The sequence below is a fragment of the Candidatus Merdisoma sp. JLR.KK006 genome (assembly GCF_036941035.1).
Taxonomy (GTDB): domain Bacteria; phylum Bacillota; class Clostridia; order Lachnospirales; family Lachnospiraceae; genus Laedolimicola.
This window is the reverse complement of the sequence record NZ_JAYMNS010000014.1, coordinates 61,972-74,815: the sequence shown is the minus strand read 5'-3', so window position 1 is coordinate 74,815 and position 12,844 is coordinate 61,972. Positions and strand designations below refer to the sequence as shown.

13 protein-coding genes are annotated in these 12,844 nt (G+C 43.4%); 1 reads left to right on the top strand and 12 read right to left on the bottom strand.

Annotation, left to right across the window (positions count from 1 at the left end):
- Positions 1-7: 7 nt before the first annotated feature.
- From VSQ61_RS12325 to VSQ61_RS12315, 3 genes are read right to left on the bottom strand one after another with little or no spacing between them, the layout of a single operon-like run.
- Complete coding sequence (locus VSQ61_RS12325; RefSeq protein WP_172540459.1) at positions 8-307, bottom strand: PTS sugar transporter subunit IIB; 300 nt, start codon at positions 305-307, stop codon at positions 8-10.
- A gap of 60 nt (positions 308-367) precedes the next feature.
- The gene (locus tag VSQ61_RS12320) at positions 368-1,549 is read right to left on the bottom strand and encodes a M20 metallopeptidase family protein (protein ID WP_172540458.1); all 1,182 of its coding nucleotides are present in this window, start codon (positions 1,547-1,549) and stop codon (positions 368-370) included.
- Between the two features lie 9 nt (positions 1,550-1,558).
- The gene (locus tag VSQ61_RS12315; RefSeq protein WP_172540457.1) at positions 1,559-2,422 is read right to left on the bottom strand and encodes a YitT family protein; all 864 of its coding nucleotides are present in this window, start codon (positions 2,420-2,422) and stop codon (positions 1,559-1,561) included.
- A 150-nt stretch (positions 2,423-2,572) separates the two neighbouring features.
- Between VSQ61_RS12315 and VSQ61_RS12310 the strand changes: the two genes are divergently transcribed.
- Complete coding sequence (locus tag VSQ61_RS12310; RefSeq protein ID WP_334344725.1) at positions 2,573-3,568, top strand: AraC family transcriptional regulator; 996 nt, start codon at positions 2,573-2,575, stop codon at positions 3,566-3,568.
- 276 nt (positions 3,569-3,844) lie between these two features.
- Here the strand turns inward: VSQ61_RS12310 and VSQ61_RS12305 are convergent, their stop codons facing one another.
- The 9 genes from VSQ61_RS12305 to VSQ61_RS12265 form a co-directional block, all read right to left on the bottom strand.
- Positions 3,845-4,855, bottom strand: coding sequence for a type II toxin-antitoxin system antitoxin SocA domain-containing protein (locus VSQ61_RS12305; RefSeq protein ID WP_334344724.1), 1,011 nt, complete (start codon positions 4,853-4,855; stop codon positions 3,845-3,847).
- A gap of 27 nt (positions 4,856-4,882) precedes the next feature.
- Positions 4,883-5,152: a hypothetical protein gene (locus VSQ61_RS12300; RefSeq protein WP_334344723.1), complete on the bottom strand. Its 270-nt coding sequence runs from the start codon at positions 5,150-5,152 to the stop codon at positions 4,883-4,885.
- Between the two features lie 489 nt (positions 5,153-5,641).
- Positions 5,642-6,652 (bottom strand): NAD(P)H-dependent glycerol-3-phosphate dehydrogenase, encoded by a 1,011-nt coding sequence (locus VSQ61_RS12295; protein ID WP_334344722.1) that lies wholly within the window; start codon positions 6,650-6,652, stop codon positions 5,642-5,644.
- Between the two features lie 33 nt (positions 6,653-6,685).
- Positions 6,686-7,333 carry a glycerol-3-phosphate 1-O-acyltransferase PlsY gene (gene plsY, locus VSQ61_RS12290; protein ID WP_334344721.1) on the bottom strand — a complete coding sequence of 216 codons (648 nt, stop codon included), beginning with the start codon at positions 7,331-7,333 and terminating at the stop codon, positions 6,686-6,688.
- Between the two features lie 3 nt (positions 7,334-7,336).
- Entirely contained in the window at positions 7,337-8,659 is a 1,323-nt protein-coding gene (gene der, locus VSQ61_RS12285) for a ribosome biogenesis GTPase Der (RefSeq protein WP_334344720.1), read from the bottom strand.
- A 120-nt stretch (positions 8,660-8,779) separates the two neighbouring features.
- A complete protein-coding gene (locus VSQ61_RS12280; protein WP_334344719.1) occupies positions 8,780-10,099 on the bottom strand; it encodes a DUF512 domain-containing protein in 1,320 nt (439 codons plus the stop codon).
- A gap of 51 nt (positions 10,100-10,150) precedes the next feature.
- On the bottom strand, positions 10,151-11,671 hold the full coding sequence (locus tag VSQ61_RS12275) for an ATP-binding protein (RefSeq protein ID WP_334344718.1): 1,521 nt from the start codon (positions 11,669-11,671) through the stop codon (positions 10,151-10,153).
- A gap of 67 nt (positions 11,672-11,738) precedes the next feature.
- On the bottom strand, positions 11,739-12,224 hold the full coding sequence (gene ybaK / locus VSQ61_RS12270) for a Cys-tRNA(Pro) deacylase (RefSeq protein ID WP_334344717.1): 486 nt from the start codon (positions 12,222-12,224) through the stop codon (positions 11,739-11,741).
- Positions 12,221-12,580: a GNAT family N-acetyltransferase gene (locus tag VSQ61_RS12265; RefSeq protein WP_334344716.1), complete on the bottom strand. Its 360-nt coding sequence runs from the start codon at positions 12,578-12,580 to the stop codon at positions 12,221-12,223. The genes ybaK and VSQ61_RS12265 overlap by 4 nt, the downstream gene beginning before the upstream one ends.
- Between the last annotated feature and the right edge of the window lie 264 nt (positions 12,581-12,844).

The window sequence follows — 12,844 nt, the reverse complement described above, 5'->3', positions numbered from 1 at the left end:
CTGTAAATTACTCTCCAAGTACTTCCTTTACACGCTTCATAACCTTCTCGCCGTTCATCAGCCCATAAGCAGTCATATCAATAGCCTCCACCGGACAAGATGCAATTCCTTTCATCCGATTTAGCTGAAAGCGAATCTGCGGTCCTAAAAGAACAATATCCGCATCCTTTGTCACTCTTTCCGCCTCCGCAACCGGCCATGCATGAATATCGGCTTCATACCCCATTTCTGCCGCTGCCTCCTCCATCTTTTTCACCAGCATCCCTGTGGACATGCCTGCGGAACACAGTAAAACAATTTTTTTCATACCTTTTCATACCTGCCTTTCTTTTATTTTTATTTAAAGCACATTGCTTGCTTCTCCAATTTAAGGATTATGATGCAAAAGCCACTGTACGGCACTGTGATATAGAAAAAAGCAGCCTTTTATCATAACTCCTTCGTCAAAAGTGACTTTCGGATTATGCTGCGGATAACAGTAGCCCTCTTGGGGCGATCCGGCTGCCAAGGTAACAAAGCAACTGGGAACCTGTTCACTGATTCTGGAAAAATCCTCAGATACAGGCAATGGTTTTTCCCTGTATTGTAAGCTTTCCTTAAAAATCTCCTTGCTGTATCCGATAATTTCTTCTGTCAGAGCCGGATCGTTATAAGTGCATGGTGCGGAATTCACTTCTTCTATCTTTACCTTTGCACCGTATGCAGCAGCTATTCCGCTGCTGATCTCTTCCGCTCTTTTCAAAATATACCGCTGCTCTTCTTCGCAAAATGAGCGAAGAGAACATTTCATAAATGCCGTCTCCGGAACAATGTTATGACTGCTTCCTGCATGAAGCATTCCCACGGTCAAAACATTGGTAGATGAGGCAGGCAGCTCACGGGCGATCAGCTCCTGAAATCCCAGATAAATTCTTACCGCCACATTGATAGGGTCTATTCCCAAATGGGGCTGTGCTCCATGTGCACTCTTACCTGTAACCGTAATTTCAAAAATTGTGGAGGCTGCTGTTGTTTCTTTTTTCCGATAACGGAGAATCCCGCTGTCGTCCATCCCTGCCTCCACATGGACAGCCAAGGCTGCATCTACCTTGGGATTCTCCAGAATCCCTTCTTTTATCATGTTTGCGGCTCCCACCAGACCCTCTTCGTGGGGCTGAAACATAATCTTAATACAGCCTTTCAATTGACTTTCCTGTTCCTTTAACAGTTTTGCCACTCCCAGCATCATGCCGGTGTGCATATCATGACCACAGGAATGCATATTCTGATTTTTACTTTTAAAAGGCTCATTGGTTTCCTCCTTCATCGGAAGTCCGTCCATATCCGCCCTGAGAAGCAATGTTTTTTCTGACGGCTTTCCTACTAAAACATACATTCCGCTGACTGCCATTTTAATTGGCTGATATCCATAGGACACCAATGTATCATATACATATTTACTGGTTAAAGGCAGCTTTGAGCCAATCTCCGGATGCTGGTGAAGATAATGGCGGTGTTCTATAATCTCCCGTTCCAGCTCTTGATGTTCCTCAATCCATTGTTTCAGCATATCTTTCTCCTACTCTAGTGGTTTTATGTAAAAGTTTCCTTCCAGCTGCTCCGAATTCGTAATATTAACAAATGCCTTTGGATCTATCTCATGAATAAATTTTCGCACGGCTTTCACATCCCGCTCTCCAATGACCGTATAGAGCATATGTTTCGTTTCATCGCTGTAGCATCCAACCCCTTCAAATCGGGTCACTCCATGGTTTGTTAATGTCATCAGTTCTCTCGCCAGGGTCTTGGGATGCTTTGTTATAATAAATATGGTTTTCCGCTGATAACGCTTATCCAGCAGGTTTAATACCTGAGTGTGGCAAAACAGAAAAATAATGGAATATAATGCTATGTCAAAACCAAACAGTATTCCCGATATAACAATAACTGCTGCATTAAGGACCAGTACATAATTCCAGGTTGCAATATTATATTTCTCTGAAAGAAACATGGCGATAAAATCCGTACCGCCGCTGCTGCTTCCACCATTCAAAGCAATGCTATTGGCAAAGCCATTCAGTATTCCGCCAAAAACAGAAATCAGAAGCAAATCACCTGTCACATGGTATACCGGTAGGATATCTGTCCAAAAGCCCGTCATAAGCACCATAACAATAGAAAATATTGTAAACTTTTTTCCTACACACCGAAGACAAACAATAGCCGGAAAAGCATTCAGCCAAAAATTGATAAGTGAAAATGGAATCCGTATCCCCAAAAAGGCAAGTGCAACACGTTGAATCAGCTTGGTGATTCCATTAAAGCCTCCAGGAATTAAACCGCCTTGTTCCACAAATGTATTCAGATTCACAGCTATCAGAAAGCTTGCCGTTATAACACATATCAGACTGACGAAATCTTTCTTTTTCCATTTAATTCCCATGATATTCTTTTTCCTTCGTTTTCTCTTCTGATATCCACATTATACCGGGGCATATTACTTTCAACAATGTCCCCTCTTTTTCATTTGACTTACCAATTTAAATATTTTAATATTAGTACAGTCAATATCTTTTTATGTGGGAGGCCGTTTATGACAGTTAATGAACTGGAAGAATTATTGTATACCACAACAGAAAGTGAAAAATATCATCTCGCTCACCCTGATGTTTTATCCATACGCTATCAAAAGATTGCCAAAACTACATACAATAGCGAAGAAATTTATCTGTTTCGTTGTGAAGATCTTCTCCAAAACCATAATATCTGCATTAATAAAGATTCCCGTTATACAAGCATTCCCCTTCATCTGCATACGATCATTGAATTTAATTATGTGTATCGGGGAGCTATTACCCATGTTATCAATGGGGAAGAAATACATCTGAACACCGGAGATGTACTGATTCTGGATACGAATACCCCTCATGAAGTCCGGTATATAGGAGAAGATGATATCAATATGGATATTGTTATGAGAAAATGTTTTTTTACGACACATTTTTTATCTAATCTGTCTTCTCAGGGTATTGTTGCACAGTTTATCAGCCATATCCTTTCCGATCAGACAAATTCCAAGCACTATCTGATCTTTCATACGGAAAATGATTTACTGCTGCGTACTTACATACAGCAACTGATGTGTGAATATTATGAGCTGCAGTATCGCCGTTCTGAGATTATTGATGCTTATATGGTCATCATTTTCACACATCTTGCCACACTATTTCAAAAGAACACTCTGAACCGTTATTCTTTGAATAAAATGAACCTTACTATTAAAATTCTTCAATATCTGGAGGATAATTTTAAGACTGCCACCCTGCTGACAACGGCGGAGACTTTTGGCTTCAGCACTGCCTATTTGAGTACATATCTGAAAAAGAAAACAGGCAAAACATTTACGGAGCTGATTATGGCTCAAAAAATGTCTCAGGCCTGTTTCCAATTAACCAATACGGATCTGCCAATCTATGAAATTGCGAATGGTATTGGTTATGAAAATCTTGGATTTTTTTATAAGAAGTTTAAAAGGTATTACGGGATGAATCCTCAGGAATATAGGAATCGAACCAGGAATGGAATTTAAAAAATTGGGAAGTTCCAATGTTCTATACCCTATGGGTACAAGGGAAATATATAGATTACTATAAGGGGCTGTCGGGAAATAAGACAGAAGACTTTTCTAATACCCAGTGTCCGGCTGTTTGTGTATAGACTGTCTGATATGTACGGATATTGCTTTTTAATGTCCGTACAGAGCAGACAGAATGTACACAAACCGTCCGAACACAGGGTATAGAAATGGCTGATGTCTTATTTCCCGACAGCCCCAAAATTGCTATTACTTTATTCGTCTATCTGATTAAGAAGTTTTCTTTAACATATCCTGAATATATTTCCTAATTCCCTCTTCCGTGGAAACTCCATATTTTTTATTCACAGCTTCATAGTATATCCTGATATCATCTTTTCCCAGCATCACATTAGATGAGATGCCATCCCCATAACCTCTTCGTGCACTACGCCAAGGTTCTTCATTGTGCGTAATTTTTTCCAGAACCTTTCCTCCATAGATTCCAAAGGTATTTACCACCAGATCAATCACCCTTTTCTCCTCTTTGGTCAGTTCAGCCGCAGATTTTTCAAGAACTGCAAAGCGGGCATCCTCAATGGGATTATATTTGAAATCTCTAAAAAGATCGTAAACCTCCGGATAAACAGGCCCATGAACCCAGGCCCTGCAATCCTCCGTAAATATAGGAATGCCATACAGGCCCAAATAGATTCCCTGAATAAAATAAAGCAGCTTCTGCAGCATTAAAGGTGTAACCTCTTCCAATCTTTCAAACACATATGCAATCACCCGGAGCATCTTTTTGGACACGGAAAAAAGCTTCTCCAAGCTTACTGCCGCAGCCATGGCCTTATTATATGCGGTGTCTGCTATCTTTTCCCTGTTTTCTGTCAACAGCCTTTTCATATAGGCTGGTGAGCTTAAAGCCGCACGTATAATGTCCGAGTATTCCTTAGAGGGCACCTGGCCAGCCAGATATCTGGAAATTGTCACTTCGCCAAACCCAAGAGCCAGAGACATGGGGGCTTTGCCAAACTTATAAATTTTCATCAATCTCTCAATATCGTCTACTGCAACAAGCCCCTCTGCCGCCCGGAATTGTTCATCAATCTCACGGATATTCTTATCAATAAGCCCCGGAATACTCATTTCTTCGCCGCATTCCGTACACTCCGCTGTTGTTATTGTAAATTGATATTCCTTATCCTTAATCGTTTTTGTAATAAATGTCTTCTGCAATGTATATTCGGTCTCTCTTTTGCATTCCCCACAAAAATCCATTCTTTCTTTCCCCATCATAATGCTGCCTCCATCTTCTTTTCCTTATTATTTAAAATAATATGTAAGCGGGTGCTTCTGTTCGTGGAAAGAAATTACAATCACGAAACAGTTGTCCAACTTGTTAAACTTGATATACAGGGAAACGATTCTTTCTTCTGAACCATACCTCTCCAAAAGGGAAACATCCTTACCAAAAACATACAGTAACTCATGCTCAAATCCCTTGTGTTCATTGTGCAGAATTTCGGAAAAATCTGTCGGTGTCAGGCTCAGCAAAATTTCTTTCGCCTTAGCCTCATCCAAAACATAATTCAAAAAAGGTCTATGTTATCCTTACGCTTTGTATTTCCGGATATTCTATACCTATTATTTCTAACTGCCTCTTTCACTTGAGAAAGATATAATTCAATATCCTTCAATTCAATTTTCAAAATATCTCCCTTCACATCCAATGATTGGATTTTTATTTTTTTCTATCATCAGTATACAAAAAAGATCGGATTTTGTCAACACACGATCATCAGCAACGTAAATCCCGCCCAAAGAAGGGCAGTAGGGCTCTTTGGATTGCCTGCGTTTTCAGATTAGAACATGTTGGCCCGAGACTTTTGCGATCAGGAAGCATGCGTTCTTTGAACGCAAGACGGCACTGTTTGAGACGAGTTTTTATCGAAAAACTCGTCGAGTTTGCCGTCGGTGCTTCCGTCCCAAGCAAAAGTCTCGGGCCTTACTTGTTCTTATCTGAAAACGCCCTGCTATCCAAAGCGCCCTACTGCCCTTCTTTGGGCGAACACAACCTGCCGCTTATTCCCAAGGCAAAAGCGGATTCTCAATCTTCTTATCCCTCAGCATCAATTCATTCACCGCTTCCCTGGCAGGCTTATCCTCAAAAAGAACCGCATTCACCTGCTCAATAATGGGAATCTCCACCTGATATTTTCTTGCCAATGCCACGGCTGCCTTGGCAGAGTAAACGCCCTCTACAACCATTTTCACCTCATCCATAGCTTCCTTCATGGTCTTACCCTGACCCATAAGATACCCGGCTTTCCGGTTCCGGCTGTGTACGGAAGCACAAGTTACAATCAGATCGCCAATACCCGACAGCCCGTTAAAGGTCTCTATCCGTCCGCCCATGGCAAGTCCGATACGGCTCATCTCCGCAATGCCTCTGGTAATCAATGCCGCCTTGGTGTTGTCTCCATATCCCAGTCCATCCGCAATACCTGCCGCCAAAGCAATCACATTTTTTAAAGCGCCGCCCAACTCAATTCCAAGCATATCAGGGCTAGTATATACACGGAACACCTGATTCATAAATATATTCTGAATAAACTCCGCAGTCTTCCGGTCATGGGCTCCTGCCACCACCGTAGTGGGAAGCCCTCTGCCTACTTCCTCCGCATGGCTCGGCCCGGACATTACCGCCGCACGGCAGTTCGGGATCTCTTCCTCAATAATATCCGTCAAAGTCATCAATGTGCTTTCCTCAATCCCCTTAGCCACATTTACAATAATCTGTCCGTCCTCCGCAAAGGGGGCCATACTGTGGGCCGTACTTCTGGTAAACGGCGAGGGAACTGCCAGTACAAGAAGCTCCGCCCCTTTCACGCTGCTTTCCAAATCCGTTGTAATCCGCATATCCTCCGGCAGCTTCACGCCGGGAAGCTTATCCTTATGTTCATGAAGCTCATTTAACATGGCAACCTCTGCCTCCATAATTGACCAGAGCGTTACCTCATGTCCGTTCTTGTGCAGCAATATGGACAGTGCCGTTCCCCAGCTTCCTGCACCAATCACACTCACCTTTGCCATAGCATCATCTCCTTTTTCAGATTCCTTTTATTTTTAATCCGCTTTCTCTCCAAGCTTTCGCTCTGTCCCATGCAGAAGCCCTTTGATATTCTTCTTATGCCGATAAAGAGCCAGCAAGGTTAAAAACGCCGTAATCCCGTACAGCTCATACAGATAGGGCTGGGATAATCCCCATTTTCCAAGCCCCCCATAAATAAGTACCCCGGCCAGCAGCTCAATCACAACGAGAATCGATCCCGCAGACACATACTTGGTCACTGCCACACAAACCACAAAGCTTGTGGCTCCAATCAGCATCAAAACCGGGTCTAAGCTCACAAACAAGCCTGCCGTAGCCGCAATTCCCTTGCCGCCCTTAAAACCAAGATAAAAAGGAAAATTATGTCCCAAAATTACACCCATGGAAGCATACATGCCAAGAAGCACTCCCATATTTTCCTTTGGATCACCATAATCCGCAAAAAGAAGTCTTACCGCCACCACCGCAAAAACACATTTAAAGCAGTCTCCGAAAAAGGTAATGGCTCCGGCCTTTTTTCCCAGCGTCCGAAGTGCATTGGTGGCCCCCGCATTGCCGCTTCCATGCTCCCGAATGTCAATTCCTTTCATTCGTCCATACAAATAGCTGGTCTGAAACAATCCGAATACATATCCAATCAGTACACAAGCAAGGCGTACCATATTCTATTGCCCCTTTCTTTCCCGTATAAAAAATTTAAGCGCCGTACCCTTAAAGCCAAATGCCTCCCGAATCTTATTTTCCAGATACCGGGTATAGGAAAAATGCATCAGCTCCTTGTCATTTACAAAAATCACAAAGGTAGGCGGCTTTACTGCCACCTGGGTTACATAGAAAATCTTCAGGCGTTTCCCCTTGTCTGATGGCGGCTGCTGCAGAGCCACGGCTTCTGTCACAATCTCATTGAGAACGCCCGTTGCAATCCGCAGATTTTGATTTTGAATCACCATGTCAATCATATCAAACAGCTTGGGAAGTCTCTGTCCCGTAAGCGCCGAGAGAAACAGAATTTCCGCATAAGGCATATAAGACAGTGTGGTGCGGATCCGGTTGGTATACTCATAGATCGTCTTGTCATTTTTCTCAATGGCATCCCATTTATTGACTGCAATAATCACGCCCTTGCCCCGTTCATGGGCGATGCCTGCAATCTTGGCGTCCTGCTCCGTAACGCCCTCCACTGCATCAATCACCAGCACCACCACATCCGCACGTTCCACGGCTGTCACGGTGCGGATAATGCTGAAGCGCTCCAGCTCTTCTTTCACCTTGCTTTTGCGGCGCAGTCCTGCCGTGTCGATAAACACGTATTCCTGCTCACCCCGAACTACATTGGTGTCAATGGCATCCCTGGTAGTTCCCGCAATATCCGACACAATTACCCTGTTTTCACCAGTCAGCTTATTTATAATAGATGATTTTCCCACATTGGGCTTGCCCACAATGGCAATCTTGGGGCGGTCATCCTCATCTTCTTCCTCCAAATCCTTTGAGAAATGCCCGATGACCTCATCCAGCATATCTCCTAAGCCCAGACGGGACGCAGATGAAATGGGAACGGGATCTCCCAGACCTAAGTTGTAAAATTCATATACATCCGGCATCAGCTTCTGAAAGCTGTCCACTTTATTTACCACCAGAACTACCGGCTTCATGGAACGGCGCAGCATATCGGCTACTTTGGAATCCGCATCCACCAGCCCCTGGCGTACATCTGTCAAAAAAATAATCACATCCGCCGTGTCGATGGCGATCTGGGCCTGCTCCCTCATCTGGGACAGAATCACATCGCTGCTGTCCGGCTCAATGCCTCCTGTATCAATCAGCGTAAAGGAATGATCCAGCCAGGTGACATCTGCATAGATTCGATCCCTCGTCACGCCCGGCGTGTCCTTTACAATGGAAATTTCCTCTCCTGCCAGAGCGTTGAACAGGGTGGACTTTCCCACGTTCGGCCGCCCTACAATGGCTACGATTGGTTTACTCATATTTTTTCTCCTATTTAAAGTCCTGTAATATCCTGCCAGTATACCTCTATATAGAACAATTTCCGGCCGTAAAAAATTCGTCCGTAAATTGTTCTGTGCACTGCCAGGATATTACTGTTTTTAACTATCTCCAAGCACTGCCTCCAACAAAGCTTTTCCGTCTGATTCTACAATAATTACGGGAACTTGTAAAGACCTTGAAAGCTCTTCTACGGTCATATCGTCCAAAAAAATCCGCTCGCCGCTTTTCATCATATGCTCCGTAAGCAGAAGCGCATCGCCCAACTCCCGGTTCTTTAGCTGCCTCTCCAAATCCTGACCGGTGAGAAGTCCCGCCACGGTAATACGTCTGCCAAAAAAGTCATTTTCAATGGAATATACCTGAATCTCTACATTGGGATACTTCCTGCGGATTTTTTCCGCTTCCTTTTTAAGCAGAGGTGCTGCCAATGCTCCGGTGGCTATGGAAACCTTACGCTTCCTGTCATCTCCTGTCTTTAGCATGAGCTCACGGCCTATCTCCTCATGGAGAAGCCGCACCATGCCTACACCATTTTCCAACTGGAGGTATCCGTCATAGGTTTCTTCTTTGGCAACCTCCTGCCCCGCCAGAAGATACCACTCATCCCCTGCATGTACAAAATGAGTTCCGTGCCTGGCATAAAGCCGTTCCTGCCATCTGTGAATCAGTTCCAGCACCTTACAGGCATCCTCCTTGTCAAATGGCTCCAAGGGATACAGGCCCTCCCTGTGATCCGTCAGACCCACCGGTACAATGGAAACGCTTTGAAGATGGGGAAGATACTTTGTAAGCTGCTCTATACTGTATTCCAGCTCCGCCCCGTCATTTATACCTTTGCAGAGCACAACCTGACCGTTCATGGAAATCCCGGCTTCGTAAAACTTCTCCACTTTTTCAAGAGCATCCCCGGCAAAACGATTATTCAGCATCTTGCAGCGAAGCTCTGGGTTCATCGTGTGAAAGGAAATATTGATAGGCGACAGATGGTAGCGGATAATACGCTCCACATCCTCATCACTCATATTTGTCAGAGTTACATAATTCCCCTGTAAAAAGGAAAGGCGGGAATCATCATCTTTAAAATAAAGAGTATCACGCATCCCCTTGGGAAGCTGATCAATAAAACAGAACATGCACTTATTTCGGCAGGAACGGTATTCGTCCATCAGACCATTTTCAAACACAATACCTAAATCGTCCTCATATTCTTTTTCAATCTCCAGCTCCCACTCTTCCCCGTCTGGTTTGCGGATCAAAAGTTCTAAATATTCCTCATTAATAAGGTAATGATAGTCAAAAATATCATGTATATTCTGGCCGTTTACCGATACCAGAACGTCCCCCGGCTCTAACTCCAATTCCTCTGCAATACTTCCTGGTTCTATTTGATGGATGATGTGCTCTTTCCTTTTTATCATGGATTCGTATACTCCTTTACGACTTCACTTCTTACCGCATTGACTAATCTGCTATTTGTTTATAACTTCCCAGTATCCGCTTTTGGGGGAACCATGCCGAATCAAAAATCCCTGATTCTTTAGTAATTTTATGTTCTTCTCAACAGCTCGTGAAGAGACAGAAAGCAATTCCGCCAGTGCCTTAGCTGATATTCTGCTGTTTTTCCGAATCAATTCCAGTATCTTACTCTGGGTCTCATTTAACAAAACCACATTCTCTTCCGAATTTTCTCCCTTTTTTCTCCGAACTTTCTCCGAACTTTCTCCGAACTTTCTCCGAACTTTCTCCGAACTTTCCTCGATTCTTTCGCCGAACTCTCTGATGCCAGACGGACGATCCCGCAGCAAATCACTGTAGCTCACCCAAGCCTCCGATAAACGTCTGCGATAAAGATTAATTCGAAACATATCGTCAAAAACCTGTACTTTGGGAGTCGGAAGTTCGTATTCTTCTGCGGCTTCCATAATTCTCTTTATACCGGTTCCCCAAGCTTCCACAAGCCCCATCTGATTAAAAATATGTGCAATCACCCTATTCCGAAGCTTTGAACGTCCATTCATTACCTCTTCATAAGTAATGCCATTATAAAGCCCGCCCGGAGATGTAACCTCCAGCCGGTCATCATATACCGCCACCTGCACACAAGAAGAATCAGACAGGTTGCGGTGACAGTGTGCATTGATGATCATTTCACGAATCGCTTCCACCGGAAGCTCATAATCCTCTTTCCTGATTAGACCTTCAATCCTTGCACCCAACTGAATATTTCGTAAAACAAATGCCGCTGCATTTTCAATTTGCTCATAAATGGGTCCCGTAAATTCACGCTTATCAAGAAAAACCCTTCTCTCCTTCCCCTTAAATACGGCACACTGGGTTTTGGAAAAAGGAAAATAATCAGATGTCAGCAAAACAAAGGCATTTGACGCAAGAAAAGAATCTTCCCCATTTTTCAAAAGCTTCCAATTAACAAGCTGAGTGCGTGTCACCTTATGTCCCGGCAGACCTGCCCTCTCCCGATACTTCATAATATCTCTGCAAAGCTTTCTTATTTCCTTTTCTGTCGCCTCATAGCCCACACAGGTCAATTCATCCCAGGAAATTCGAGCACCCTCCATTTCAAGCTCTTTAATCTTTTCAGGATGTGCAGGCCTGGATGTACCTGCGACCCGAATAAACGTCCCATTTTCTTTTCCCTTCGATTTCAGATAATACGGCCTGTTCGGACCAGGTATGACCGTGGCAACAACAACCGTTCGATTGTCCACTGTCTGAAGTTCTATATCCGGAACAATCTGCGGTATACAGGAGTCGGAAACCGCATTGGCAATTTTGTCCATAATCTGAAAAGCAGCATCACCGTCCACCCCCGCCACTTCATGTGTCTCATCATCAATGCCTATAATCAGGCGGCCCCCCTGGGTATTGGCAAACGCCACAATCGTCTTTGTATATTTTTCCGAATCCTTTGGAAGCATTACCTTAAACTCGATATTTTTAGATTCACCATGAACAATTTCTTCGATTGTCATCTCATACTCCTTTACTGCAAGAATCTCTAAAATACTCACTCATCTAAAGCTTAAGTACCTCATCCGACTAGGTAGTCTCAACAATGTCTTCCACTTCAAATCTTAAAGCCTTTTTAAGCTCATCCAAAGACATTTCCACCTGATAGCCTATCTTTCCTCCGCTGAAAATAATGGTGTCAAGGTTCTTTGCTGATGCATCAATGACTGTTCGAAACTGCTTTTTCATTCCAATGGGCGAACAGCCGCCATGAATGTATCCTGTGAGTGGCAGTAAATCCTTTGATTTAAGCATGCCGATACTTTTTTCACCTACGGATTTCGCCGCCTTTTTTAAGTTCAGCTCTTTTTGAACAGGAACTAAGAACACATAATTGTTATTGGAACTTCCAATAGTCACCAGCGTTTTAAACACCTGGTTCGGATCCTGCTTAAGAACGGCGGCAACCTCAATGCCGCTAATGACCCCGGTATCTGCGTAGCAATGGCTTACATAATTTATTTTCTTTTGTTCCAGTATTCTCATAACATTTGTTTTTTCCGCATTCTTTTTCATGATTCAAACAATTCTTTCAGCATTGTCGTCCCGATTCCCAAGCCTCTGTATGCTTTGCGTACCGCTATTGCAATGGAATGCGCGTCGTCATCAATATGTCCGTAATCATGCATAATCCGCACCCAGGCACCGCCCGCAATCATTCCCTCGATCTCCGCAGCAAAAGCCTTGTCATGCTCCCTTGTTCCAAAATCAACAACATATTCTTGTAATTCCGGAGTATTTCTGATCCTTTTGGGCGGCGGTTCCATTCCGTCCGAAATATAAATTGCTTCGTACAGGAAGTCATTTAGCAATGGATATTCTTCCCGGTGCATCTGTCGTATGATATACTTAATATTCGAATTGTAATCCATAATTCCGCTTTCCTCTCATGCCGCAGCTTTTAGCAATACTTATGTGCAATTTCCAAAGTATTCTTATTTTTCATAGACATGCTTGTCCGGTATCCGAATACCATGTTAATCTTGTCAGGAATATCGTTTCGAAACCTCCTCCGTTTCCTTTCATCTACAAGCAGTATATCATTTCCATTTCACCGAATCAATTGTGTTTTGCCGTAAAAATTTTCTGATTATCTTGACGTTCCCCCCTGAAAGATGTTATAAAATTATTAGAAT

Bases quoted from the DNA above. Each gene is read 5' to 3' on its own strand.
- VSQ61_RS12325 (WP_172540459.1), bottom strand. From the start codon at position 307: ATGAAAAAAATTGTTTTACTGTGTTCCGCAGGCATGTCCACAGGGATG.
- VSQ61_RS12320 (WP_172540458.1), bottom strand. From the start codon at position 1,549: ATGCTGAAACAATGGATTGAGGAACATCAAGAGCTGGAACGGGAGATT.
- VSQ61_RS12315 (WP_172540457.1), bottom strand. From the start codon at position 2,422: ATGGGAATTAAATGGAAAAAGAAAGATTTCGTCAGTCTGATATGTGTT.
- VSQ61_RS12310 (WP_334344725.1), top strand. From the start codon at position 2,573: ATGACAGTTAATGAACTGGAAGAATTATTGTATACCACAACAGAAAGT.
- VSQ61_RS12305 (WP_334344724.1), bottom strand. From the start codon at position 4,855: ATGATGGGGAAAGAAAGAATGGATTTTTGTGGGGAATGCAAAAGAGAG.
- VSQ61_RS12295 (WP_334344722.1), bottom strand. From the start codon at position 6,652: ATGGCAAAGGTGAGTGTGATTGGTGCAGGAAGCTGGGGAACGGCACTG.
- plsY (WP_334344721.1), bottom strand. From the start codon at position 7,333: ATGGTACGCCTTGCTTGTGTACTGATTGGATATGTATTCGGATTGTTT.
- der (WP_334344720.1), bottom strand. From the start codon at position 8,659: ATGAGTAAACCAATCGTAGCCATTGTAGGGCGGCCGAACGTGGGAAAG.
- VSQ61_RS12280 (WP_334344719.1), bottom strand. From the start codon at position 10,099: ATGATAAAAAGGAAAGAGCACATCATCCATCAAATAGAACCAGGAAGT.
- VSQ61_RS12275 (WP_334344718.1), bottom strand. From the start codon at position 11,671: ATGACAATCGAAGAAATTGTTCATGGTGAATCTAAAAATATCGAGTTT.
- ybaK (WP_334344717.1), bottom strand. From the start codon at position 12,224: ATGAAAAAGAATGCGGAAAAAACAAATGTTATGAGAATACTGGAACAA.
- VSQ61_RS12265 (WP_334344716.1), bottom strand. From the start codon at position 12,580: ATGGATTACAATTCGAATATTAAGTATATCATACGACAGATGCACCGG.